This window comes from Candidatus Binatia bacterium (assembly GCA_036504975.1).
GTDB lineage: Bacteria > Desulfobacterota > Binatia > UBA9968 > UBA9968 > JAJPJQ01.
Genome location: DASXUF010000050.1, coordinates 31,591 through 55,910, shown reverse-complemented (window position 1 = coordinate 55,910; position 24,320 = coordinate 31,591). Strand labels below are relative to the sequence as shown.

The 24,320-nt window shown below is 59.5% G+C and carries 28 protein-coding genes and 1 pseudogene; 12 read left to right on the top strand and 17 right to left on the bottom strand.

The window, feature by feature from the left end:
• Both VGL70_06815 and VGL70_06810 read left to right on the top strand, forming a co-directional pair.
• On the top strand, positions 1-497 hold a 497-nt coding region (locus VGL70_06815; GenBank protein HEY3303231.1), incomplete at its 5' end, for an alpha/beta hydrolase-fold protein.
• A gap of 12 nt (positions 498-509) precedes the next feature.
• Positions 510-1,379: an LLM class F420-dependent oxidoreductase gene (locus VGL70_06810; protein HEY3303230.1), complete on the top strand. Its 870-nt coding sequence runs from the start codon at positions 510-512 to the stop codon at positions 1,377-1,379.
• On the opposite strand, the gene VGL70_06805 is transcribed toward VGL70_06810, so the two are convergent.
• The 4 genes from VGL70_06805 to VGL70_06790 form a co-directional block, all read right to left on the bottom strand.
• Positions 1,317-2,456 (bottom strand): aminopeptidase, encoded by a 1,140-nt coding sequence (locus VGL70_06805; protein ID HEY3303229.1) that lies wholly within the window; start codon positions 2,454-2,456, stop codon positions 1,317-1,319. The genes VGL70_06810 and VGL70_06805 overlap by 63 nt on opposite strands.
• 228 nt (positions 2,457-2,684) lie before the next feature.
• Positions 2,685-3,284: a hypothetical protein gene (locus tag VGL70_06800; protein ID HEY3303228.1), complete on the bottom strand. Its 600-nt coding sequence runs from the start codon at positions 3,282-3,284 to the stop codon at positions 2,685-2,687.
• 155 nt (positions 3,285-3,439) lie between these two features.
• The gene (locus tag VGL70_06795) at positions 3,440-3,766 is read right to left on the bottom strand and encodes a hypothetical protein (protein ID HEY3303227.1); all 327 of its coding nucleotides are present in this window, start codon (positions 3,764-3,766) and stop codon (positions 3,440-3,442) included.
• On the bottom strand, positions 3,763-4,146 hold the full coding sequence (locus VGL70_06790) for a YkvA family protein (protein HEY3303226.1): 384 nt from the start codon (positions 4,144-4,146) through the stop codon (positions 3,763-3,765). Before VGL70_06790 ends, VGL70_06795 begins: the two co-directional genes overlap by 4 nt.
• A gap of 164 nt (positions 4,147-4,310) precedes the next feature.
• Between VGL70_06790 and VGL70_06785 the strand changes: the two genes are divergently transcribed.
• From VGL70_06785 to VGL70_06770, 4 genes are all read left to right on the top strand, one after another.
• Positions 4,311-4,493: a hypothetical protein gene (locus VGL70_06785; GenBank protein ID HEY3303225.1), complete on the top strand. Its 183-nt coding sequence runs from the start codon at positions 4,311-4,313 to the stop codon at positions 4,491-4,493.
• A gap of 187 nt (positions 4,494-4,680) precedes the next feature.
• Positions 4,681-4,920 carry a hypothetical protein gene (locus tag VGL70_06780; protein ID HEY3303224.1) on the top strand — a complete coding sequence of 80 codons (240 nt, stop codon included), beginning with the start codon at positions 4,681-4,683 and terminating at the stop codon, positions 4,918-4,920.
• Between the two features lie 7 nt (positions 4,921-4,927).
• A complete protein-coding gene (locus tag VGL70_06775; protein ID HEY3303223.1) occupies positions 4,928-5,545 on the top strand; it encodes a CDP-alcohol phosphatidyltransferase family protein in 618 nt (205 codons plus the stop codon).
• A gap of 218 nt (positions 5,546-5,763) precedes the next feature.
• On the top strand, positions 5,764-6,174 hold the full coding sequence (locus VGL70_06770; GenBank protein ID HEY3303222.1) for a hypothetical protein: 411 nt from the start codon (positions 5,764-5,766) through the stop codon (positions 6,172-6,174).
• 114 nt (positions 6,175-6,288) lie between these two features.
• Here VGL70_06770 and VGL70_06765 read toward each other — a convergent pair whose 3' ends face one another.
• Together VGL70_06765 and VGL70_06760 are read right to left on the bottom strand one after the other, a co-directional pair.
• On the bottom strand, positions 6,289-6,462 hold the full coding sequence (locus VGL70_06765) for a hypothetical protein (GenBank protein ID HEY3303221.1): 174 nt from the start codon (positions 6,460-6,462) through the stop codon (positions 6,289-6,291).
• Positions 6,463-6,473: 11 nt separating this feature from the next.
• Complete coding sequence (locus VGL70_06760; protein ID HEY3303220.1) at positions 6,474-6,737, bottom strand: hypothetical protein; 264 nt, start codon at positions 6,735-6,737, stop codon at positions 6,474-6,476.
• 300 nt (positions 6,738-7,037) lie between these two features.
• Between VGL70_06760 and VGL70_06755 the strand changes: the two genes are divergently transcribed.
• Together VGL70_06755 and VGL70_06750 are read left to right on the top strand one after the other, a co-directional pair.
• Complete coding sequence (locus VGL70_06755) at positions 7,038-8,054, top strand: ABC transporter substrate-binding protein (protein ID HEY3303219.1); 1,017 nt, start codon at positions 7,038-7,040, stop codon at positions 8,052-8,054.
• A gap of 105 nt (positions 8,055-8,159) precedes the next feature.
• A pseudogene (locus tag VGL70_06750) lies at positions 8,160-8,696 on the top strand (arginine decarboxylase, pyruvoyl-dependent).
• A gap of 233 nt (positions 8,697-8,929) precedes the next feature.
• Here VGL70_06750 and VGL70_06745 read toward each other — a convergent pair.
• The 9 genes from VGL70_06745 to VGL70_06705 all read right to left on the bottom strand — a co-directional run bounded on the left by VGL70_06745 (position 8,930) and on the right by VGL70_06705 (position 15,613).
• Complete coding sequence (locus VGL70_06745) at positions 8,930-9,406, bottom strand: hypothetical protein (protein HEY3303218.1); 477 nt, start codon at positions 9,404-9,406, stop codon at positions 8,930-8,932.
• Between the two features lie 13 nt (positions 9,407-9,419).
• Complete coding sequence (locus tag VGL70_06740) at positions 9,420-10,019, bottom strand: class I SAM-dependent methyltransferase (protein HEY3303217.1); 600 nt, start codon at positions 10,017-10,019, stop codon at positions 9,420-9,422.
• Between the two features lie 66 nt (positions 10,020-10,085).
• A complete protein-coding gene (locus VGL70_06735; protein ID HEY3303216.1) occupies positions 10,086-10,964 on the bottom strand; it encodes an ABC transporter substrate-binding protein in 879 nt (292 codons plus the stop codon).
• A gap of 403 nt (positions 10,965-11,367) precedes the next feature.
• Entirely contained in the window at positions 11,368-11,715 is a 348-nt protein-coding gene (locus VGL70_06730) for a hypothetical protein (GenBank protein HEY3303215.1), read from the bottom strand.
• A gap of 558 nt (positions 11,716-12,273) precedes the next feature.
• Positions 12,274-13,275, bottom strand: a complete 1,002-nt coding sequence (locus VGL70_06725) for an ABC transporter substrate-binding protein (protein HEY3303214.1) — start codon at positions 13,273-13,275, stop codon at positions 12,274-12,276.
• 74 nt (positions 13,276-13,349) lie between these two features.
• Complete coding sequence (locus tag VGL70_06720; protein HEY3303213.1) at positions 13,350-14,537, bottom strand: amidohydrolase family protein; 1,188 nt, start codon at positions 14,535-14,537, stop codon at positions 13,350-13,352.
• A 113-nt stretch (positions 14,538-14,650) separates the two neighbouring features.
• A complete protein-coding gene (locus VGL70_06715; protein HEY3303212.1) occupies positions 14,651-15,112 on the bottom strand; it encodes a VOC family protein in 462 nt (153 codons plus the stop codon).
• A 42-nt stretch (positions 15,113-15,154) separates the two neighbouring features.
• Positions 15,155-15,367 carry a hypothetical protein gene (locus VGL70_06710; GenBank protein ID HEY3303211.1) on the bottom strand — a complete coding sequence of 71 codons (213 nt, stop codon included), beginning with the start codon at positions 15,365-15,367 and terminating at the stop codon, positions 15,155-15,157.
• Between the two features lie 42 nt (positions 15,368-15,409).
• Positions 15,410-15,613: a hypothetical protein gene (locus VGL70_06705; GenBank protein ID HEY3303210.1), complete on the bottom strand. Its 204-nt coding sequence runs from the start codon at positions 15,611-15,613 to the stop codon at positions 15,410-15,412.
• A gap of 688 nt (positions 15,614-16,301) precedes the next feature.
• Here VGL70_06705 and VGL70_06700 point away from each other — a divergent pair.
• A complete protein-coding gene (locus tag VGL70_06700; protein ID HEY3303209.1) occupies positions 16,302-17,699 on the top strand; it encodes a DUF3300 domain-containing protein in 1,398 nt (465 codons plus the stop codon).
• A 52-nt stretch (positions 17,700-17,751) separates the two neighbouring features.
• Here VGL70_06700 and VGL70_06695 read toward each other — a convergent pair whose 3' ends face one another.
• Positions 17,752-18,780, bottom strand: a complete 1,029-nt coding sequence (locus VGL70_06695) for a TAXI family TRAP transporter solute-binding subunit (protein ID HEY3303208.1) — start codon at positions 18,778-18,780, stop codon at positions 17,752-17,754.
• A gap of 143 nt (positions 18,781-18,923) precedes the next feature.
• Between VGL70_06695 and VGL70_06690 the strand changes: the two genes are divergently transcribed.
• From VGL70_06690 to VGL70_06680, 3 genes are all read left to right on the top strand, one after another.
• Positions 18,924-19,958, top strand: a complete 1,035-nt coding sequence (locus tag VGL70_06690; GenBank protein HEY3303207.1) for a tripartite tricarboxylate transporter substrate-binding protein — start codon at positions 18,924-18,926, stop codon at positions 19,956-19,958.
• Between the two features lie 134 nt (positions 19,959-20,092).
• Positions 20,093-21,355 carry a DUF3300 domain-containing protein gene (locus tag VGL70_06685; GenBank protein HEY3303206.1) on the top strand — a complete coding sequence of 421 codons (1,263 nt, stop codon included), beginning with the start codon at positions 20,093-20,095 and terminating at the stop codon, positions 21,353-21,355.
• A gap of 262 nt (positions 21,356-21,617) precedes the next feature.
• Positions 21,618-23,375, top strand: a complete 1,758-nt coding sequence (locus tag VGL70_06680; GenBank protein HEY3303205.1) for a DUF3300 domain-containing protein — start codon at positions 21,618-21,620, stop codon at positions 23,373-23,375.
• Between the two features lie 37 nt (positions 23,376-23,412).
• Here the strand turns inward: VGL70_06680 and VGL70_06675 are convergent, their stop codons facing one another.
• Complete coding sequence (locus VGL70_06675) at positions 23,413-24,033, bottom strand: nuclease-related domain-containing protein (protein HEY3303204.1); 621 nt, start codon at positions 24,031-24,033, stop codon at positions 23,413-23,415.
• Positions 24,034-24,320 lie beyond the last annotated feature (287 nt).

Sequence of the window (24,320 nt, the reverse complement as noted above, 5' to 3'; positions counted from 1 at the left end):
GCGGTCGCGCGGTCGGATACGGCTGGTTTCCGCTCACGATGGATCGTCCGCCCGATTTGCCGGCCATCGTCTCTGCCCGAGATCGGCTGCGCGCCTTTATCGACTCTGCGCTCGAGCGCTATCCTATCGACCGGAAAAAATTCGTCGCGCTCGGCTTCAGCCAGGGCGGCGTGATGTCCTACGGCCTCGCGCTCGCCGAGCCCGACCGCTTCGCCGCCGCCGCCGTGCTCAGCTCCTGGCTGCCGAGGGAGCTGGCGGGCATCTTCTCCCCCAAAGACAGCGGCAGCCTTCCGCCCACGCTGGTGCAGCACGGCTCGCTCGACGAATTGATCCAAATCGAGCGCGCGCGAGAATCGGTCGAGATCCTGCGCGGCATCAATCCTCGGGTCACCTACCGGGAATACGACATGGGCCACGAGATCAGCCCGCAAAGTCTCGCCGAGCTTTCGACGTGGCTGGAAGAGAAAGTTCTCTCGCCGCTCATCGTAACGCCGTAACGGAGCCGTTCGATGAAAATCGGAGTCATTTTTCCCCAGACCGAAATCAGCGCGGATCCGGCGGGCGTGCGAGAGTTCGCTCAGGCGGCGGAGTCGCTGGGCTACGATCACATCATGGCTTACGATCACGTCGTCGGCGCCAATCCGGCGAGCCGGCCCGGCTGGAACCCGCCGTATACCTATAAGGATACGTTTCACGAGCCCTTTGTCCTGTTCGGTCATCTCGCCGCCGTGACCAAGAAGATCGGCCTCGTGAGCGGCGTCGTGATTCTCCCTCAGAGACAGACCGTGCTGGTGGCCAAGCAGGCGGCGGTAGTGGACGTGCTGAGCGGCGGGCGGCTCCGCCTGGGTGTCGGCATCGGCTGGAATCCGGTCGAGTACGAAGCGCTGGGAAAAAATTTTCAAGACAGAGGCCGGCGCTCGGAAGAACAGATCGAGGTCTTACGCGCGCTGTGGACGAAGGAGCTGGTGACGTTCAAAGGCCGCTGGCACACCATCACGGACGCCGGCATCAATCCCCTGCCGGTTCAGCGGCCGATTCCGATCTGGCTCGGCGGCGCCGCCGAGCCGGTGCTCCGAAGAGTCGGACACCTCGGCGACGGCTGGTTTCCGCTGGCGGAGCCGGGCGAGAGAGTTCGCTCGATGATCGAAAGAATACGGGCCTACGCTAAAGAAGCCGGCCGCGATCCTGCAACGATCGGCATCGAAGGCCGGGTGTCGGTGGCCGGCGGTGCGCCGGGAAAATGGCACGAAGCCATCGCTCAATGGAAGGAACTCGGGGCGACGCATCTATCGGTGAACACGATGAAGGCGGGCCTCTCAACTCCCTCCGCCCACATCGACGCCATTCGACGATTCAGGGTCGCGACCGCCGATCTGTGAATCCTGGCCGTTCAGCTTTTTCGCCAACACCCGCACGTCTGCAAAAGGATTCCTGCTCCGCACCGCCTCTTTGATCGCCACGACGGAACGGGCCAGATCTTTCCCCGTCGCCTCGTACACCGACTCGAACACTTCGAGGTCCTTCAGGTAAAGAAGATGATTGGCGAGCACGGCGTTGTTGATTTTGTCTTGCGTGAATGAACGGTAGCGGTGGCGCGAGCGGCCTGCGATCTGCTGCGCCCAGTATTTCTGGCCGTCGGAAAATATTTTTTCCCTTAGTCTGATCTTTTCCTCTTCGGGCAAATCTTTCGCGTAGAGTTCTTTGAGCGAGGCGCCCACGCCGCTGATATAGCCGGAGAACTCCAGCGCCTCGTTCCATGACTCGACGGCCCTTAAATGCTCCGCGCTCTTCTCGCCGTAGCGCTCGCGAAAATAAAGGATCGCCGCCCGATGGCCGACGAAATTGGCCAGGCTCTCGTTGAAGTCTCCGGCGCTGCCGACGTAAAGCGTATTATGAAACAGCTCGTGAAAGATGGTCTCGGCGAGCGTCACGCGCTCGTATCGGAGCAGGTGCGCGAGCAGCGGATCGTCGAACCAGCCGAGCGTGCTGAAGGCGGCGGAGGTCCGGATGTAGGTGTCGTAGCCCTGTTTTTCGAGCGCCTGGGCTTCGGCGAGCGCTTCCTGCTGGGAAAAGAAACCTCTATACGGCACCCGGCCGATGATCAGAAACCACCAGGTGTAAGGGCGGAGGTCGGTCTTCGGCGCCGCCATGAGCACATAGGTGAGATTCGCTCGATCGACGTAGGAATAGCTGGCGTAGCTTCCTTTGACGTTGAATTTCAACTGGTCGCGCGCGTACTCGCGCACGTCGAGGACCAGCTTGAACTGGTCCCGCGTCTTGGGGTCGAGATCGGTCTTTTGCAGGGCCTCTTCGATCGGCTGCCGCCGCCAGAGGATTTTCCCCTCTTCATACGCGGCGCGGAAGACATAAGCCGGCGAACAACCGGCGCAAGACAAGGCAAAGAGGGGAAAAACGGCAACCAGGAGTTTGAGTTTGAACGGTATGAAACGTCTCACGAGGTATTTCCTTTCTATCACAAAACTGCGGGGAAACAAAAGTCCAGAAGATCCGTCGAAGCGGTCGATCCGTGCGAGAACCAGCATTGGCACGGATTCATCGGCATGGAGAAAGAGGCCGTGGACATAGTTGCGGGTTGGATCAAAAATCCGAAGCCGTAAGGATTTACAAAAACGAAGGGGCGCCATTGGCGCCCCTTCGCAGTATGAACTAAGCTAGAATTAACATTACGGATGCGGAGTAGCCTGTACGGTTCCTTTCCTCGCCCGGCCAACGACCGGCACGACTTGAATGCTGCTGCTACCGCCGACGTTCTCGTTTTGGGCAACGTTCCGAACCGTCCTGTCCACAGTATAAACCGTCACGACATCAATCTTCCCGCTCAGAATAACGACGAAACCCTTGAGCAGCGTCGCATCGTTAAGATCACTGTAATCCGTAATACCACTTGCAGGGGGAGGGGTTATCCCGCCCGCGATCCTCCTGATATCGGGGCAGTCGATCTCAAAAGCCTGACCCGCAGGAATGAGTGCTGCTTCGAACAAAGAAGTGCCTCCCGGCAACTGAGAAGGCAGCGCCACAGTAACCCTCTTGGCCAGAGCAACATCCTTTGTCCCAGGGTTATGGACATTGATGGCGGTGACGAAATTGCCTCGCGCCACGGGCGCTGTTTCGGAGTCTGTACCCGAAGAAAGATTCGAGTCGCCACACACGAACTTCACCACATACTCGGTGGTGTGGGAAACTGTGACCGGCTGCGCCCACGCGGCTCCAGCCCAGGCAAACAGCAGGGCTGGGAACAAAAAACCCGAAAGCTTTTTACCCATAAAACCTCCTTTAGGTTTTGTGGGCTAGCTTATAGTTCGGCTGTTGGGCGCTTGTCAATGGAAACTCCTCCAGATCTCAATGAATTTTTTCGCACCCTCGTCATATGGAGAATACAATCGAATTGACAAAAACCTGTGGAAACACGGGCGCGGAGTCAATGCCGGCGCTCGTTACTTTTTTCTTTCGCTGGTTTTCTTTTGCTCTGCTGCGGTTTTTCGTCGGGCTTCGGCTCCTCTTCATCGTCGGACTCGTCCTTATCCTCTTCTTCCTCCTCCGATTCGGAATCTTCCTCCTCATCCTCCTCGTCCTCGGCTTTGTCGAGCTTCTTCTTCGAATTCTCTGACGCGTCCTCGCTCTTCGTTTCCGGCGCCGCCGGGGCCGGCGCCGGCGCTTCCGGCGCCCGATGGAAAAAGAAATACACCACGAACAGAACGACGACCGCGAAAGCCAGGAGGCCGAGCGTTAATTGCCGCGCATTCATGCCCGCACTCTTATCTCCCAGTCCCTGAACTTCTCGACCTCGGACTTGACGGCGGCCAAAGCGAGACCGACCACCGTCACGTCGTCCATGAAACCCAGACCTGGAATGAAATCCGGTATGGCATCGAGCGGCATCAAAAAATAGACCAGCGCGCCGACCAGGACGACGAGACTCTTTTTCGATACGTCCTTGTAGTCTCCCTTGAGCCACGCCCGCGCCAGGCGAAAGATCAACTGCAAGTCGTCCAGGATCCCTTTCAGCGCGTCGGAGTGCGTCTCCATCTTGCTCGCCGCCTGCTCGATCACGCCGCGAAGCTTTTTAACGTCTCCGATAACGCTTTCGGCCGTCTTGACGGCCCGCTTCCAGCCCGGGGTGTTCATCGTATCACCTCGCTAGAACAAGCACGCGGCGATCGTGTTCGCGACGACTTTCGGCTTAAACGGCCGCGCCTTTGTCTCATCGTAGCATTTTCCTTCGGCGTACGAGCGAAAATTTTGTGCGCGCATCGCTCGCGTTATTTGCTGTATATGTTAGAGTGGCGGGTATGGCAAGCGAGACCTTCAAAAAGCGTCAGAAGGAATTGGCGCGGCAGCAGAAGCAGAAAGAAAAGGCGTTCAGGCGCATGCAGCGCAAGGAAGAAAAGTTGCATGCCCAGCCGCGGGCCGAAGGCGAAGATCCGGATATCGCCTGGATCGTCCCGGGTCCCCAGCCGAAGCATGACGACTGATCGTTTTTTCTTCTCTGCCCTAGGCCGGCTTTCTGTCCTCGCGCTTGATCATTCGCGCGCGTGACGCATCGACGCGACCCCGCCGAAGATTCGCGCTCGTCCCCCCTTCCCCGTCGAATCGCCGGGAGACTTTCGGTTTCTCGAATTCCCGAAGTGCGGTATTGAGATCGGCGCGACTGAAACTAAAATGAAGAGCATAAATTATAAAGGGCACACGATCGAGCTTGACTCGCACAGGCTGCGATCGGGACAATGGGTCGCGCCCGCGATGGTGCGCCTCCACGAAGACGACACCGTAAAAAAGATTCCGATATTCGGCCGCCGCAGGGCGAGCTTCGATACGCGGCGCGAGGCCGACGCCTATGCTTTGGAGCTGGCGAGATTGTGGATAGAGGGAAAAATTTGGGGCGCGAACGGTCCCGGTTAGCAGGCAGATGAAACCGGCACGTTTCTCGATGCTGCGCACTTACCGCGCCGCCGATCTGCTCACGCTGGCGAACGGCGCGGCCGGCACCGGCACAATTTTCGCCATGCTGAGCTACATCGAGGAGCCCGAGCATTGGCGCGCCTACCTGGCGATGGGGCTGTTGCCGCTCGCGCTCGCGCTGGACATCGCCGACGGGAAGATCGCCCGCTGGCGCAAGACGCACTCGCTCTTCGGCGCCGAGCTCGACTCGCTGGCGGATATCGTGAGCTTCGGCGTGGCGCCGGCCGTGATCGCCTATGGGCTGGGAATGCGCGGCGTCCTGGACGTGCCGATTCAGCTGTTCTTCGTGGCGTGCGGCATCAGCCGGCTGGCGCGCTATAACGTTACGGCGGCCGAGATCGCCGCCGCCGGCGATAAAGTCAAATATTTCGAGGGAACGCCGATTCCGTCGAGCTTGTTCCTCGTCGTCGTTCTTGCGCTCTGCCTATATTGGAACCGCATCGACGACGATCTTCCGCTGGGCGTGGTTCAAATCGGATCGCTCAAATGGCACCCGCTCTCCTCGCTCTATTTCCTCAGCGGCTCGGCCATGATCAGCAAAACGCTCAGGATTCCGAAGCTATGAATAGGCCGATTTGGCAACGCCCGAGAGCGCGACGGTTCGCCCTGGAGACATGCTATAACGTTTGTCGGCAAGTGTTTACAGACGTCGGCGATTCCTCTTCATATCCCATTCCGCAACCGCTGGTTTTTGCGCTCTCTCGCGTTGGCCTCCCGGTTGCTTCTTGTCCGAGCATTTCCTATTGTAGGAAAAAATATAAACAAACTAGGGAGGGACAGATAATGCGCTGCTTACCTAAATCTTCTCTTTTCAGGCCGACCATAGCCTTGGTGGTTCTCCTGGCGACCGTCGGAGCTGCGTCCGCGGATATTCTCAATTTGACCATCGATCAGGACGCCAGCCTGCTCGCAGGCCGGACCCAGGCGACCTTGACCGGAACCATCGAATGCACCGCCACGGAGTCCGCCTCCATCACGTTGCACATTTATCAGCCTACGGGCCGATTGTTGAACATCGGCATCGGCACTCTCACCGTCCCGGTCACTTGTACGGGCGGGTCTGATGTGTGGACGCTTGACGTATTCGCCATCCCGGGGCTCCGCTTCAAGTCTGGGCCCGCCACGGCCGTGGCGGAAGCCTCAACTGCCACCGGCACCAGCGAAGTGGGCGCCAAGATCAAGCTCAAGCCCTAAGTTGACGCGGCGGGTCTCGCTCTCTCGCCTTCCGCATCATCGAATCGATCAAGCCGCGTGCCGCCCGAGAACTTGTCGGGTGGCACGCGACTCTGAAGGGCGGACCGGCGCCGGCTACGGCCGATACGTGAACGTCGGCGGCGCGGCCTCTTTCTTCTCCTCCTGCCGTTCTTTCTCGGCAGCGCGCGCTTCGCCGCTCGCCGCCGTTTCCGGACGCCGGAGCTCGCCGGCGCAGCCGAAGAGAAGGACGAGGAGCAGAAGCAAACTGATTTTTCCGGCCCGGTTCATGTCGCACCTCCTCATTCCTCGACGACTCTAACCATCTTGATCGAGTTCTTATTGACCGCCAAAAATCCTCCCTCCCACAATACTTCGTTCCCGTTCAACGTGCTGAGTCTCACCCGGGTGACCGGTATGAAAGCCCTCTCCGCGTCATTCAGATAGTCGGATAGCCGGCTTTGATAAGGCTTGTCCTGTGTCGGAATAAATATCTTCCCCTGTATCCGGTGCCCGTCGGTCCAAATTTCCACGTCAACCGTTTTGCCTACGGGTTTTGTCGCCATCGCCGTTCCTCCTCTGATCGAACTTTTTAAGCGACCCCAGTCTGCATGTTTTAGCGCTCTTTGCCGATCCGCAGAGCTTAGAGATATCAGCAACGTTTACATTATACTCCCGAAGCTCCGTATTGCGCCAGCAACGAAACGCGAATCTCATCGATCTTCCCCGGCGCTATTTCTCCGCTTCCATCGTCCCATCTTTCAACTCCCGTACAGCCTTCACGCCTCGCGCCTATTATTTTGCATCTTTCATCTTTTCCTTTTTCGGGTTAAGTTCCGCCCAGGAGAAGTTGAAAGGAGGTCCTCATGAACCATCAAAAGCGGAGCAGCCGCGGGATTCTACTTGCCTTCGCGCTCTTTCTGGTTGTCTTTCCATCGACGAAAGCGGAACCGCAGGAGCGGGTCAGGATCGCCTACAGCTCGACGGATTCTCTGAATGGGATATGGACCATCGCCCATGAAGCCGGGTTTTACAAAAAAAACGGCCTCGACGCGGATGTGGTCTATATCGGGAGCTCCACCGTGGCCGCTGCGGCTGTGGTGTCGCAGGACGTTCAGCTTGCGAATATCGCGGGTAGCGTCGTCGCCAACAGCGGTGTTCGTGGGGGCGACCTCGTGAGCGTCGCGTGCTTTGTTAACAGTCTGGCCTATGAACTGGTTGTCCTTGAGAACATCAAGAGTCCCGAAGATCTCAAGGGCAAATCCATCGGCATCAGCCGATTCGGCAGCGTTTCCGATGTTGCCGCACGTGAACTTTTAAAAGGGATCGGATTGAGACCCGGAGAAGACGTCGCGATCCTTCAGGTCGGAGGCGCCTCTGAGCGCGCCGCCGGTTTCAGTCGCAAGGTCATCGCCGGGTTTCCCTCTCCGCCCGGCAATGTCCACCTCATTCCCGGTGGTTTGCCCCATCGGGTTCTCGCGGATATGGCCGATTTCCCGAAACCTTATGCTCTTCCTTTCATCTGTGCAGTCGCAACCAAAAGTTACGTCGCCAAGAATCGCGGAGCGGTGAAGAGAGCCGTCATAGCGTTGATCGAAGCGTCGCACTACTTCAAGACGAACAAGGAGGGAACGCAAAAGATCGTCGCCAAATATCTCCGCGGCGCGAACAAAGCCTATCTCGAAAGTTCGTACCAATCGACGGTGAAGATTCTGGAGCGCGTCCCCTACACGACGCGGGAGGGAATGAAGATCCAGCTCGACGAGGCCTTGAAGCAAAGCCCCGGAAGCAAGGTGACGGTGGACAGCTTGATCGACGACAGCATCGTGCGCGAGATCGAGAAGGAAGGGTTCATCGACAAGCTATACGGCAAAGCCAAATAAGCCGGCGGGCCAGATCCATCTTTCTTCGCGCCCCGCGCCTTTTTTTGCTCTCAACGCAAAATTTTTCTTGTGCACCGGTTCATCCGATGTTACAATGGCCGAAAAATGGTTCCCAAGAAAGTTTTTTTCACCAAGGGAGTCGGCGTTCACAAGGAGAAATTGGCTTCTTTCGAGATGGCGCTGAGGGTCGCCGGCCTCGCCCACTGCAATTTGGTCCTCGTCTCCAGCATATACCCGCCCGAGTGCAAGACCATTCCCAAGGACGAAGGATTAAAACTCTTACGGCCCGGTGAGATCGTATTCGCGGTCTACGACCGGGAAAGCAACAACGAGCCGAACCGGCTGGTCGCGGCTTCCATCGGCCTGGCGGTCCCCGCGGACTCTTCGATGCACGGCTATCTTTCCGAGCATCATTCCTTCGGCGAGACCGACGAAAGAGCGGGGGAATACGCCGAAGACCTCGCCGCCAGCATGCTCGCCACCACCCTGGGGATCGAATTTGATCCCGAATTGGATTGGGACGAGCGCGAGCAGATTTTCAAGATGTCGGGAAAGATCGTCCGCACCACCAATATCACCCAGTCCGCGGTCGGCAATAAAGACGGACTCTGGACGACGGTCTTCGCGGCCGCCGTTTTCATCAACGACGACAACGTCGCCGTCGAGACCGGAAAGTCCGCGCCGGCGAATCAAAAAGGCTCGCCGCAGGCGGAAATTTTAAGTCAAACCCTGCAAGGTCAACTGAATGCGGAGGGTCAAGGCCGCCTGGCCCGGTCTTATAAAGAGGCGGGCAAATCGCCGGCCGAACAACCGAGAGACTTGCAGCCGACGATAAGAAAAATCTCGTAAATTCCTTTCATCGATCTCACGCCTGTTTATTCGGAGAGGCTGAGCTGCTCCAGGGCCGCTAACGCCACCTCCGGGCCCACCCGTTGAAGTTTGAAATGGCCTTTAGCATCCGCCGGCGACATCCATGAGCCGACGGCGCTAAAAAAACCGATGAGTTTGTAAGTCGCCTCCTCTCGCGGAGAGACTCGGATGTAATAGGTCTGTCCGCCTTCGAGCTTCATCTTGATCATGAATTCTCCTTTGAGGCTGGCGGTCATCCCGCGCTCGCCCGGAACGGCGTCCTCGACGAGGAATTCGCCGCCGGCCAACTTGCCTATGATCTGATCGTCGACGTCGAGCTCGACCGACCTGAAGTCCCCGTCGGGCTCGCGGAAAAAAATAATTCTGGCCCTGTCCGCGGGCGCCGGTTGCTTCGCATAGCGCGTGTCCTTGAAGTGAGGTCCCGATGCCGAGCAGCCGGCGAAGAAAAATAAAAGCGCGATCAGACCGGCGAAAGTTTTCATACGGCCTCTCCGCCTATTTCGCGCCGATGCGCCAAAGATAGATCGTTCGCAAGTGGTCGGCCGAGTCCATGAGCTGCTCAGTCCGATCGGGCTTCCAATTCCCCATTCCGAACTCGTGGGAAACCACCCGGGAGCCCGGCTTCAACTGACGCAGGATCGCGGGCCTCAGCCGGAAATTGGCCGCGGGATACAAATACATCGTCAACACGCTCGCGGGCGAAAAGTCGACGGTCCGGACGTCCTGCTCGCGGATTTCGACCAGATGCTCCACGCCGGCTTCTTTAATATTGTCGCGCGATCTCTTCACCAGGTTGGGATCGATCTCGAAGCCGACGGCCTTAACGCCGTATTTTTTGGCCGCGGTAATGACGATTCTTCCGTCACCCGACCCGAGATCGTAAAGGAGGTCCCCTTTCCTGACCTCGGCCAGCTCCAACATCCGGTCCACCACCTCCTGCGGCGTCGGAACATATGGCGCGATATACTCCGAATCGTCCCGTTGCCCCGCGTGAAGCACCGTTGTCAGCGCTAGCAGGAAAATACTCAGCAGCGTCGCCCGGTGTGGCTTCGTTTTCTCGGCGATCTGTTGTTCGGCTTTTCTGAACTTTTTCACGGCCGGCAAAGTGTCATGTATATTTTGACGTTTTGAGAATCATCAAAAGCTGGAAATGAACCCGGCTCACGAATCGCAGTACGCCGCGCCGCGGTAATCGGTTTTCCCGACCATTTCAGCGTTGAGACCCCAGGAGCTCATCCAAGCCACCGCGCGATCGTACATCTCGCGCGTGTACGGCTCGAAGATAATACGCTCGCCCGGACCGAAGGCGCGATAGTCGGCCAGACTCTTGAGCGGCTCCTTCAGGTGATTCAGATAGTAGTGCTTATAAGGAGACGGGTCGATGTCGATATCGCGCTGCGCTTTACGCAAGGCGCGGAAATATTTTTCCAGCTCCGCCGCCGGGGTTTCGTTGCCGACGAGGAATCCGACGATAAAAGATGCGTCGAGGATCTTGCGCATGCCGCGCTGCTCGGCCAGATAAACCTGAAAGCCGATGATGTTGGCCGCCTCGTCTTTTCCCTCCAGCAGATTTTCGAGGCGCATGTCGCGCCGCCCCTTGAAGGTGAGCCTGATCCGGTCTCTGCCGAGAAACGGCTCCAGTCTCTCCAGCGCGGAGAAATGCGAGCCCGATCTGTGGCCGACCGCGATCTCGACCCCGGCCAGATCTTCGATCTTCGTCGCCGAAGATTCCGGCCGCACGTAGACGGCGCCCGGCGCGACCATGTACGCTTTCGGCCAGAGCTTGCCGTGCCGGCTCGACGCCGCGATGTCCACGGCCCAGTGGCAGGCACAACTGACGTCGCCGCCTCGTTCTTCCACCAGAAACTCCGTCGCGCCGCGCCTGATTTCCGATTCCCCCTGCGAAACCAGCGAAGACGGCGTGGCGCTCCGCTTGTCCACCACGAACTCGTAGTCTAGGCCTTCGGCCTTGAAATATCCCTTCTCCTCCGCCACCCACTCCTGCAGCCGGTCGTGGACCTCTATTTTGAATTTCGCCATGGCTTTGTCCCGTTCGCGATCGGACTCCTCGTTCGGCGGCGCGGCTTTCGCACGAGGTCTACAAAGAAATCGTGTCGGCTGTCAAGTAAGACCGGAAGGTTTTGAGGCCGTGCTCATGCGCGGCGTTTTGGCAGAGACCATGCAGGGATCGACGAGGCCGGCGGCAAGACGCCGCCGGCGAGTAGATCGGAGAGCGAGAAATAGGGCTACACTTTCGGTAACGGGAATTTTAGCGAAAATTTCTCCCGGGCTTTTTTGGCCGCTTCCTCTTGCCTGGCGAGCTTCTGTTTCCGATTCTTATCTTTATCCTTCTTCCCTTTGTCGCCCATCGCACACCTCCTCTCCACGGACCCGTCGTCGGGTCACCTTACGAGTCCCGATGTAACTTCGCCCCTGAGAGCGTCTAGATCTTGGCCGACAACTGCTTGGCGCAGGCGTCCGCGACCCCGCTCTCGGGCTTCTCAGAGCCGGGCATGATCGCCCAACTTTGCGTGTCGATATAACGGCTCTGGTCCCAAAGATCTTTGCCCTTCATTTCACTGAGTTTTTGGTCCTTCGCCTTGTCCCGGTTCAACTGCGCCACGCAAATCGTCCCCAAACGCTCGGCGACGGCAGTGGCAGCGATCTCCTTCGCCATGGCCTGAGCGGTACCGCCGGTCACCCAGCCGCCATAGTTGAATCCGACAATGGCCAATGCCACCGCCCCTGCTGCGGCACCCCACAAGCCCACTTTGATTTTTTCCCAGTCCATTAGACACCTCCTTCAATCAATGCAATTTTGCCATTCGCGGATTTAACTCGCCGCACTGGTGACAGATCCAATAGTCCGAGTAGCGTTCCGGGGCAGAGTATCGCTCACAAGCGCCGCAGTAACCATGGCGGCATGAGCCGCAATCGCCCCTGCCGATCACCCGCGATGCGCGGGTGGTCGCTTCCCGTAACTTTTTTGCAGAACCGGCTTGGGCCATAAATCGCGCGGCGTTTACGCACGCGTCATTTTTTTGGATGGCTCGGCTTCGGACATCGACTCCATAACAACCCCGCGGGAACTGCGACTCACGCTCGCCCCGCGTCTGACTGGAATATTTGCTCTACAGCCTGCGCCGCCTCGTCCGGAATTGCTGTCTAATATTGAACAACCTAAAAAGATTAGTACCGGGCGCACAGGCGCCCGATCGCGATGATCCCGGAAGCTCTTGGGTGTTTGAACGGCAAGCGCGCGAGCGGCTGAATTCTATTGGAAGCGCGGCTTAGCCATGTTGGAAGATCGTCAAGAAAGGAAACCCAGATTTTTTATTCTCCACGCCGCTCACTGCTTGTATGCGCGGTCGATAAAACCCTCTTGCTGGAGTTGCGCCACGAGGCTGTCGTCCACGATGTCTTCCACCCTGAGGGTCGCGCTCGGACGGCGCGAGAGGGCTTCCTTGATCTGCATCTCCATCCCTTCCCGGGTTACGAGCGGCACGCGCTCGAAGAGGCGCGCATTGGCTTCATAGGCGCTCTCCAGAAAGGCCTCGTTCGTTTGGCGCGAATATTTGGCGAGGATTCTCTTGCTTTCCTCTTTGCGCGTTTTGAAAAATTGCGTCGCCTCGATCAACGCCATCATCACCCTTTTAACCGTCTCGCGGTTGCTCGCCAGATAGCTCTTGGACGTCGTCGCGCAGATGTAGGGAAACGGGAAACTCTTGGGAAAGTCGGCCATACTCGCCAGCACGCGGTGGGGCATGCCTTTCGCCAGATGGATGACGCCGGGGGGCGAGGCGAAGCCGGCGATCCTGCCGGTGGCGAACGCCGCGGCCCGTTCCGGCGAGCCGCCGACCTGCAGGATGGCGACGTCCTTGTCGGGCTCGAGCTTCAAGGCCTTCAACAGAGCGCGCGCCGCCACGTCCGACGAGCTGCCGACGCGGCTGATGCCGACGTTTTTTCCCTTCAAGGCTTCGGCCGATTTGATCGACTCGTGGACGATCATTTCGTAGGGCAGCGTGTTGATGAAGGAGCCGACCGCGACGAGGTTGGCGCCGCCGACCGCCGCGTTGGCGATGCTGCCGCCCGTGCCGTTGCCGATCTTGACGTAGCCCGCGACCAGGCTCGTGACGTTGGTCGTCGAAGTGGGAATGAAGATCGACTCCGCGTCCAGGCCGTATTTTTTATAGAGCCCTTTTTCCTGGGCGATGTACCAGTTGGCGCTGGGAGCGTCCACCGAGCTGTAGGAGATCGTGATCCTTTCCTGCGCCGCGCCGCGGCCGCACAGGAAAAAAAGCGCCAGCGTCGAGAGAACGGCTAGTTTAAAATAGAAGCGTTTTGCGCTCATAGGCCCTCCGCCAAACGCTGGCTCTTACTCACGCCTCGCGCCTCACGCCCGTTTTGCCCTGATGCCCGACCTGATCAGGTCTCAGCCAGGCGGAAAAACTCGACGGCGTTGCCGCACACCATCTTGTATTTCTCCTCTTCCGGCACGCCGGCAAAGTTTCTTTCGATCACGCCCATGGAATCGGGCCAGTCGGATTCCTGGTGCGGAAAATCGGAACCCCAAATGAGACGGCCCACGTTGATTTTGTGGCGCAGTTCGACGCCGACCCGATCGAATTGAAAGCCCCAGAAGCAGCGCTCGCGGATGATCTCGCTGGGGGGGCGACTGAGAGGCGTGAAGCCGAGAAGCCGCTCGGCCCACCGGTAATGGCGGTCATAGCGCACGTCCGCCCCCTGCAAGAAGAACGGAATCCAGCCGATCTGGTTTTCGGCGAAGAAAATCTTGAGGTTCGGAAAACGGTCGAAGAGTCCGGATAGAACCCACTGAGCCGCGGCGACCGAACCGTTTCCGCGCACGGGGCCGAATCGCGCCACCTGATCGACCAGCCCGGTATCGATCTTTTCTATAATCCCTTCGGGCTCCAGCGGGAACTTGAAAAGAGGACCGGCGCGTTCGCCCGAGCGATCGAGGTCGACGTGAACGCTTACCGGCATATTCAAATCGAGCGCCGCGGACCAGAATCGATCGTCTTCTTCCGAAGGATACGCTTTGCCGCTGGGAAATCCCTGGAGGAGCACGGTCTTGAGGCCCAATTTGGCGCAGTGTTCCAGCTCTTCGACGGTGTCCGCAGCGTCGGGCGTCAGCGGCAAAATCCCCACGCCGATCAAACGGTCCGGGTTTACCGAGCAGTACTCTTCCGACAGCCAATTGTTATAGGCCCGAACGACCGCCTTGTAACCGGCGTCCTCCGCAATGCGGCGCCAGAGCTTGGGCCCTCCCTGCTGCGACGGAAACAGGACTTCGGCGTCGATACCGTCTTGATCTTGCTCCCGGAGCCGCTGCTCGGGACCTCCCGTCCCGGGCGTTCCTTCATACTTGGCGCCGAAGGGGACGTATTGGTCCCGGCCCTTGCCGCCGTAGAGGTCCGCGGCCGCGGCGGGTCGAGCCACCTTGTTATTGATCATCCATGCGTCGCTCCCATCCGGCAGACGCGCCAGACGCGGCGCTTGGTCGCGATAGTTCGCGGGAACCCGGCCTATCCAATGCTTCGAGTCGATTTCCAGGTGAGAGTCGCCTGAGATGGTGCGATATTTTCTTGCCACCGTCTTTTCCGGTTCTGTTGTCCACTTCCTAACTCAGGGCGTCGTCGCAGGCAAGACCCTTTCAGCTTTCATCCTTTCTCTTTTGCCTTTTATCCTATTTCAGCTTTCATCTTTCAGCTTTTCTCTTCCGCCATGCCTTTCTTCTTGAGTTCTTCGACAGCGTTGGGAGTTTTTGCGAGGGCGCCGACCCCCATGCCTTTGAGCACATGAGAGGCCTTGGTGAATTGGACGTCGTCGTAGGGCACGACCTCGATCCGATTGCCCCAGGGGTCGCGGAAATTGAGGCGCCGGTCGAGCCGCTCGACACCGAGTTTTTCGAGCGCCCGGCCGACCGGCTCGCGGTCGTCGACGACCAGGCCGAAGTGGCGCTTGTCGTCTCTCTCCTGGGTCTTGCCGAGGCTCAACTGGATGAACTGGTCGCCGAGATCGATGAAGGCGTTGCGCTCGCTCTTGCCCCGCAGCGTGAAGTCGAAGATCGCGCCGTAAAATTCCAGCGCCGCGTCCAGGTCGCCCACCTCCAGGACCACGTGGTTGATCCCCAACGCGCGGGCTTTTTTTTCACCGTTGCCGCTCATCGCCGGCCTCCTTTCGCCGTTTCATCTTTCATCTTTCCACTTTCAGTTTTGCTTTGTTATGGAGAGAATATCGGCGGCGCTGATCCGGACGACGCCTTGTTCCGACTTTAACGAAAAGTTTCCCGAGTCGTCTTTCTCGGCGATCTCCCCTTCCATCGGCAGGAACCGGCCGGTTTCCGGCCGCAGCGTAACTTTAACCCGATCGCCGACCATGAGGGCTTTCAACGAATTTGCCAACGATTCGAATATCGCCATTTTCCCTCCTAAGAGCGCGCGGGAGATCGTCCATTGTTGAATTTAAGGCGCCGGATGATCGGTCTCCCACTCGAACACGGCGTTTATCTCATCCGGCGGGTTAGGACCGAGCGTGCTTCGTTGAATATAAATTCCATCGAGAGCCGGTCTTTTCCCGGCCAGCTCCTCGCTTCGGTAGATATAGTAGGTAGGCGTCCGGGTTAACATCTCTTTGTCGAGCTTAAGCTTTCCGCGCCAATTCTTCATGGTATTTCTCCTTTCGCGATGCCGAAAGCGTGAAAGGATCCGGTACCGGTTAGGATAAGCACAAAAACAGAGAGGTCAAGTTCCTGCCCTGCCTTCATACTCCCTCAAGATCGCCTCAAAGGACTCGGCCGTCGGAAACTGGTATGCGAGAGACTTTCAAGTCTCCGGGATGAAACCGACGCAGTCTTGTGGCGGGCGCGCCGCTGCTCCGGACAAAGATTGTGACGCACCATACTCAAGGCTTTTGCGCGACGACTTTCCTGTTCTTCCAGATGTAGATGGGAGTTCCGTGCGCACGCGCGGTTTTACGGGCGACTTTCGCCGCGCGGCGCAATGCGCGTCCGACGGATTTTGTCAGACGCGAGGGTTTAATGTTAGCACGATTTCGTTTCATGAATCTTGCTCCAATGCTCTCGGGCTTGCACCCGCAATTCTAGATGGCGCCGGTAGTGGAAGCAAGACGAAGAGGCGCGAGTAAAACCAAAATTCTTTCAGGCTATTTATTCCTGACGGTCTCTTTTTGAACAGTATTCCGTCTCAATGGGAGTAGTATTCGAGCATGGATACAGACCATGCTTAAACCCTGTTGCAATTACAGCTAACCGCCCTGCTGGGCAATAGGATTACGCAAGAAGGCGTGAGAAGGGGTAACCAGGCAAGCACTTAAGGGCGATCAGGAGGAACATAGATGATAAGCCGAGACGCGATGAAAAAACCGTTGGCCGTTTTGCTCGCAACCGCGATGCTCTCGGCCCCGGCGGCGGGCATCAACCCGTTCGCAACTCTACTCGCAGAGGCGCAGGAATATGGTCAAGCGCAGGACCGTTATTCCCGCCAACAGCTCGAAAACCTGCTGGCGCCGGTGGCGCTCTATCCCGACCCGCTGCTGGCGCAGGTCCTGGTCGCCGCAACCTTCGACGAAGATATCGAGGAGGCGTCGCGGTTTGTGCGCCGTTATCGCGACCCCAACGCAGTCGATAATCAGGCGTGGGACGTGAGCGTCAAGGCCGTCGCCCACTATCCGTCCGTCATCCATATGATGGCCGACAAGATCGACTGGACGATCGCGCTGGGCCAGGCCTACGTCGAGCAGCCCGAGGACGTGATGGACGCCGTCCAGTTCCTCAGGAGGCAGGCGCAGAAGGCCGGCAACCTGGCCTCGAACGACTACCATCGCGTGGTCGTCGAGAGAGAATACGTCGAGATCGTGCCGTATCGTCCCGACGTCATCTTCGTGCCCGTCTACGAGCCCGAGATCGTCTTCTTCCGGCCGGCGGCGGTCATCACCTTCGGCGTGGCGTTTCCGATCGGCGTGTGGCTGATCCACGACTTCGACTGGCGCACGCACCGCGTGTACTACCACGGCTGGCGCGGCGGCCGTGATTGGATCGTCCGCAGCCGCCCGAACATCAGGATCACCAACATCTACGTCAACAATAATTTCAATACCGTTCGCATCAACCGCAACGTGGTGCGGCGGAACGTGAACGTGACCAACCTGAACCGCTTCAACACCGTCAACCGCGAAGTCAATTTCACCAACGTCGAGCGCCGGAACCAGGCCCGGGGCGCCGCCGGCGACGTCCGGGGAGCGAGCCGGCGCGAGGGAGCGGAGAAAGGGCAGCAAAAAGATCGCGACCGCGGCAGCGCCACCGTTGCCCCGCGGACTAAGGGCGAGGACCGTAGCGACGTGAAGCAAAAAGACTCTTCGCCGCGCGAGCCGGCCAAACGGCTCAAGGCCTCGGTCGAAAAGACGCCAGACGCCAACGCGGACCGGCAAAAACAAGGGCGCGACGCGCAGGACCAGCCGCCGCGAGTGTCGCGCCAGGGCCAGGACAGCCCGGGAAAGACGAGCGTCAAGGGCGCACAGCCGCAGAAGCCGGATAGCGGCGCGCCTGCCGGAAAGGTAGACCGAGACTCGCGACGCGAGCGCCAGGCTCAGGGTAAGGATGTCCCGGGACAGCCGAACGTCCAGGGACAGCAGGGCGGCCGCGAAGCGCCGCGCGCCAAGCAGCCCCAAGCGCAGGAAGGCAAGCAGAAAAAAGGCGTCGATCGAGACGACAAAAAAGGCGGCAAAGACAACTAAAAAAAGCTGAAAGCGGAAAGATGAAAGAAATGAAATAAGCCTCTTTCCGTTTTCATCTTTCATCTTTCAAATACCCGCGTTCTAAGTAAAATCGCTGAGCTCCCGGATGCAGCGGCACGTCGTACGGCGCCTCGGCGTCGTTGGCGCAAAGCTGCGCCATGTCGAGCGGCTTGAAGTTGTCCGTCGGCATCAGCGCCTTGCGCCCCTCGATCGCCTCGCAAATCGCATAGGCGACTTCATCCTCCATATCTTTGTGCACCACCATGGGCCAGCCGCTGAAATCGACCGTCGGCACGTCGGCGGCGAGCGCGGGAAACCGCGACTTGGGCAAAACCGACGGGCGATAGCCGATCGCCGTCAGTTTTTTGAGAATGGCGCCCTCGATGGGCAGGTAGCGGAACCCGGCGTCGATCGCCGTCTGCCCCCAGCTCTTGATTCCCTCGTCGAACACAGCGTTGATCGTCCCGTTCTCCAGCGCCGCGCGGCGGTCCGGGTGGCTCGGCCGCGAGACCGACTGGATCTTCCCGCCCCACTGCTTCAAGTTCGCGAAGCTAAATCCCGCGGCTTTCATAACTGCGGCGACCGTGAACATCGTCGGGCTGTACTTGAGCCACGCCTTGTCGACGCTTCCGGTCGAGAGCCGGAGCGGGACGCGCTCCTTGCGAATCTGTTCGAGCGAGGTGATGCCGGTGGATTCGTGCACGGCGAAGGCCATGACGTCGTACGAAGGAAACACCGCGACGGTCCGGATCGGCTGCCGCTTGGAAAACAAACCCTTGCCCCTGTAGGCCATGGTCGCGGCCACCGAAGGATTGATCCAGCCGAGCGAAAGCTTGCCCCGGCTCACGTTCAGCAGCTCGCGGAATCCATCGGCCGCAAAGGACAACGACATGCCCTTCTCGCGCGTCGCCGTCAGCGCGAGCGCGAGCGAATACCCGACCCGCGATTCGGTCTGAATCGCCCGCTCGGCGGCGCGCGGCGTCTTGAACGAGAGCGAAGTGTCGTAGAGGCCGGCGGCCAGCTCCAGCAGTCCCTTGGTCCGCTGGATCTCCGCGCTGTATCGATGTTTCACGTCGTTCATCGCTGCCTCCTTTGCGCCGTGGTGTACGGCAAAACACCCGACACAGTCAATAGGCTTTCGATTTTCATCCTTTTTTAATATTGACCGCCGCCCGCCTTTTCGACTACGTTGTTTTTCGAACCGACCGTAAGTAGGAGGCTTCCATGAGCAGACGACTTCTCTTCGCGGCCGCCCTTCTCGCAATCTTCGCCTGCGCGCCCGATACGAATGCGGCCGACGCGCAGCAGTTTTTCAAAGGCAAAACCGTCCGGATCGTCGTCGGCTTCGCCGCCGGCGGCGGCTTCGACACGTATGCGCGAGCCATCGGCCGGCATCTGGGGAAGCACATCCCCGGCAACCCCGCCATCATCGTGGAAAACATGGGCGGCGCCGGCAGCCTGCTCGCGGCCAACGATCTCTACAACCGCGCCAAGCCCGACGGCCTCACGATCGGAAACTTCATCGGCTCGCTCGTGCAGCAGCAGCTCTTCGAGACCAAGGGGGTGGAGTTCGACGCGCGGAAATTCGAATGGCTCGGAGTGCCGGTGCAGGATTCGACCGCCTGCGCGCTGACCAAGGCGAGCGGGATCACCAGCCTGGAAAGATGGCTCGCCGCCAAAGAGCCGGTCAAGCTCGGCGGCGAGGCGCCGGGCGCGAACGATTCCGACGTGCCGCGGATCTTGAAAGCGGCCCTCGGGCTGCCGATCCAGCTGGTCGAAGGTTACAAGGGAACCTCGCAGATCCGGCTGGCCGCCGACGCGGGAGAGATTGCCGGCGGCTGCTGGACGTGGGAGTCGATCAAGACCACGTGGCGCCAGGGGCTGGAGTCGGGAAACGTCAACGTGGTGATACAGGTGAACCCGCAAAGGCTGCCGGACTTGCCCAACGTACCCAACGCCCTGGAACACGCCAAGACCGAAGAGGGCCGCGAGATCATCCGGGCGGGGGTTCTGAATGCGTCGGCCATTCTCAGAGTCTACGCCCTGCCGCCGGCGACTCCGAAGGATCGAGTGGAGCTTTTGCGCGCGGCCTTCCTCGCGACCATGAAAGATCCGGAATTCGTCGCCGAGATGAACAAAGCCACGCTCTCGATCAATCCCCTATCCGGCGCGGAAGTGGAAAAGATCGCGCAGAGCTTCTTCAAGCTGCAGCCGAAGGAGGTGTCGAAGCTCAAAGAGATTTTGATGCCGGGGAAGTAAGAATCAGAGCAAACTTCTGCATTTTCAACTAGATGGCTATCTGTACCCTTTTAACCCAATTCGCACGTCTAACTATTCGTGTCCAGTTGATGTATACAGGGTAAACACCCGAGGGTAATCGGAGGAGGACAAAAATGAATAAGGATACTATTAAAAAACCATTGGCCGTTTTGCTCGCGTTGAGTCTTCTCTCGGCGCCGGCGGCGGGCGTAAGCCCGTTCGCCGCTGCGCCCGCGGCGGCGCAGGGATATGGTCAACCGCAGGACCGTTATTCCCGCCAACAGCTCGAAAACCTGCTGGCGCCCGTGGCGCTCTATCCCGACCCGCTGCTGGCACAGGTTCTAGTCGCCGCAACCTTCGACGAAGATATCGAGGAGGCGTCGCGGTTTGTGCGTCGTTATCGAGACCCCAACGCAGTCGATGATCAGCCGTGGGACGTGAGCGTCAAGGCTGTCGCCCACTATCCGTCCGTCATCCATATGATGGCCGACAAGATCGACTGGACGGTCGCGCTGGGCCAGGCCTACGTCGAGCAGCCCCAGGACGTGATGGACGCCGTCCAGTTCCTCAGAAGGCAGGCGCATCGCGCCGGCAACCTGGTTACGACCGAGTACCACCAGGTCATCGTGGAGCGAGAGTACATCGAGATCGTTCCCTATCGGCCGAACCTCATCTATATACCCGTGTATGAGCCGGAAATTATCTTCTTCCGTCCGGCGGCGGTCATCACCTTCGGCGTGGCGTTTCCGATCGGCGTTTGGTTGATCCACGACTTCGACTGGCACGCGCACCGCGTTTACTACCACGGCTGGCGCGGCGACCGGGTTTGGATCGTCCGCAGCCGCCCGCACGTCAGGATCACCAACGTCTACGTGAACAACAGATACACCAACGTAACCATCAATCGGAACGTCGTCAGGCGGAACGTGAACGTCACCAACTTAAGCCGCTTCAATACCGTCAACCGCGAAGTTAAATTCGACAACGTCGAGCGGCGCAACCGCGAGCGCGGCAGCGCCGGCGACGTCAGGGCGAGCCGCCGCGAAGGGGCGGAGAAAGGGCTGCAAAAAGATCGCGATCGCGGCGGCGCCAACATTGCCCCGCGGACCAAGCGCGAGGACAGTACCGACGTGAAACAAAAAGAGCCATCGCCGGGCGCGCCGGGCAAGCGGTCGATCCCGACGCCGGGCGGTAAAGCGCCCGAGGGAAGCTTTGACCGGGCAAAACAAGGGCGCGGCGCTGAGGACGCCCCGCGACGACTGCGCCAGGGTCAGGAAGGTCCGGGCCAGCCCAATGACAAGGGCGCGCAGGGAGCGCGGGAGCAGGGGCGGGCGAAGCAGCCTCAGGGCAAGCAGAAAAAAGGCGAAGAAAAAAAGCATCAGGGGCCGGACAATTGACGAGCTAATCTTCACGATGGCGCCGCTCGCGTTCGCGGGCGGCGCCGCGCTGAGTTTTCCTCCACACATCTTTCACACATCTTTCCCCCTCTTCTTCACGCCTCCAAGACTCTGTCCTGACCGAATTTTCATTTATCTTTCAGTTCTCATCTCTCGCCGCTTTTTCAACTAAACCCTTTCCCGGCGCCGCGCGTCTAATTAAGCGTACGGGTGGAGTGTCAGGTAAACACCTGAGGATGATCACGGAGAGGACGAAATTATTATGAAGAAGGACAAAAAAATCATGAAAAAACCTTTGGCCGTTTTGCTCGCGGTGAGTTTTCTTTCGGCGCCGGCGGCGGGCGTAAGCCCGTTCGCCGCTCAGCCCGCGGAGGCGCAGGGATATGGTCAACCGCAGGAACGTTATGATCGTGATAACGATGAGCGCTTCTCGCGCCAGCAGTTGGAGAACCTCGTGGCGCCGGTGGCGCTCTATCCCGACCCTCTGCTGGCGCAGATCCTGGTCGCCGCGACCTTTGTCGATGACATCGAGGACGCGTCGCGGTTTGTGCGCAGCTATCGCGATCCCCGCGCGATCGACGATCAGCCCTGGGACGTGAGCGTCAAGGCCGTCGCCCACTATCCGTCCGTGATTCACATGATGGCCGACCGGATCGACTGGACGATCACGCTGGGCCAGGCCTACGTCGAGCAGCCCGAGGACGTGATGGCCTCGGTGCAGTTCCTGAGATGGAGGGCGCATCGCGCCGGCAACCTGGTATCGAACCCGTACCACGAAGTGATCGTCGAGCGGGAATATGTCGAGATCGTCCCTGTCCAGCCCGAGGTCATCTTCGTGCCCGTGTACGAGCCGGCTATTATTTTCTTCCAGCCGGCGGCCTTCATCACCTTCGGCGTGGGATTCCCCATCGGGGTTTGGCTGAACCGCGACTGCGACTGGCACAGGCACCGCGTTTTCTACCACGGCTGGCGCGGCGGCGGACATACCTGGATCGACCGCAGCCGCCCGCGCGTCAGGATCAACAACGTCTACGTCAACAATAATTTCAACACTATCCGCGTCAATCGCGACGTCGTCCGGCGCAACGTGAACGTCACGAACTTGAGCCGCTTCAACAGCGTCAACCGCGACGTCAGGTTCGATAACGTCGAGCGGCGCAACCGCGCCCGCGGCCGCGACGGCGATCCCGGCAACTTCAGGGCCGGCCGGCGCGACGCGGACAATCCGCGAAACGATAATTTGCGCGGCCGACCCGGCGTCGCGCCGCGTACCGGGCGGGAGGACCGCGATCGAGGCCAGGAAAATCGATCGAGCCAACCGCTCGACCGCGGGCAACAAGCGCGCGAGTCGCGGGAAGAAAACCGGGCCGAGGCGCGGGAGCAACGCGAGCGGGGAGGACGTCAGGGAAGTCCCGCGCAACAGACGCCGGACAACCGCTCGCTCCGGACGCCGCGGGATGAGCAGTCGCCCGACGGCAGAATAGACCGGTCGCAACGCGGCCGCGAGACGGCGGATCAAAACCGGGCCGAGGCGCGCGAGCGGCTGCGTCAGTCGCGGGAGCAACGCGAGCGGGGAGCGCGCCAGGAAAACCCGACGGATAACCGGAGCCTCCGCGGGCGGGAGCCTGCGCCGCAGGCCGAAGCGCCGCAAACCCGGCAGCGATTTCGCGACGAAAGACCGCCCCAAGATAACCCGGCTAATCGATCGTTTCGAGGACGGGAGATAACGCCCCTGCCCCGTGTCGATCGAGGCCAGCAGACGCGCGAGAACAGACAGCCTCCGGCGATTGCCCGGCCGCCGCGGCAACAAAATCCGGCTCCCGAGGTCGCGCGGCCGGCGCCGCAAGGATCGTCGCAAGGATCGTCGAAGGACGCCCGCGACATCGGCCGGGCGCCGCGCGGAACGCTCCGCGAGGACAGGAGCGTCGAGCAAAATACGGCGAGAGGTGAAAGGGGCGAGGCGAGAGAAAAAAGAAAAGCGATCGACAATCGCAATCGCAGTCAGGGCAGAGAGATCTGACCGATTAAACAGGGCGTGAGCGCGGCGATGGCGGTCTTTACGCCAGTCGAAGAAAATTGAGAAAGCGCGAAGCGGCGGGTTTGGGACCGAGAGAGCGGAGATGGCGGACGATGGCGCGCATTTCCTCGATGTCTCGTGGAGCGCGGGCACTGGCGGGCTTGTAGTCTTGTATATATTCCACCAACTGCTCCACTCTCAAAACGGGCACCGCCGGTTGATGGAGCTTGGCCGTCGCGCCCGGATTCGTAAGAACCACGAGGGCGTGCACCGCGGGAACCTCTTCCTTCCTTGCCGATAGCCCTGCGAGACTATTGCGCGCGGCGACGGCCTTGTTTTTGGCGTGGCGGCAGAGACTCGGAATTCTCCGCCGGTTGACGTAACACTCGTACCCCTCGCATTTTACTTCTCCGGCGTCATCGTTGGCCTCGATAGCGAACAGAGCCTTCGGCCCGATCACGAAATAGTCGAGGTTGCCCTTGCCCCGCGGCAGCGGGACATCCTCAACCAAGATGTAGTCGTCCCCCAGTCGCGCCAGCGCTTCCGCGACGGCCGAATCTTTTCCCCGCGGCGGAAACCAGCGCTGCCGGAAAGCCTTGGCTTGGTCGAGAGAAACTGCCAACACCGGCGTAAACAAACCGATAGCGTTGAGAATTTTCACCGGCATCGTTCCAACGCAATAGGGATGCCAGGAGAGGCCAAAACGAACTCAGAAACGATACAGAGACAAAGAAAAACGGGAGGGAGCAAAATGGAGCGCGAAGGAACAAAGATGAAAGCCGTAACGTCGAAAACGGCAACCGCACGGTAGGACTCCTTCCGTGAGAAGGAGTATGGCGAAAAAGCTCGGGTGAAAAGCGCAATTACATAGACGGAAAGCGGCAAAGTGCCGTAAGAGGGAATCGGTTTTCTTCTCTTATTTCACCGTATCATCTTTCAGCTTTCATC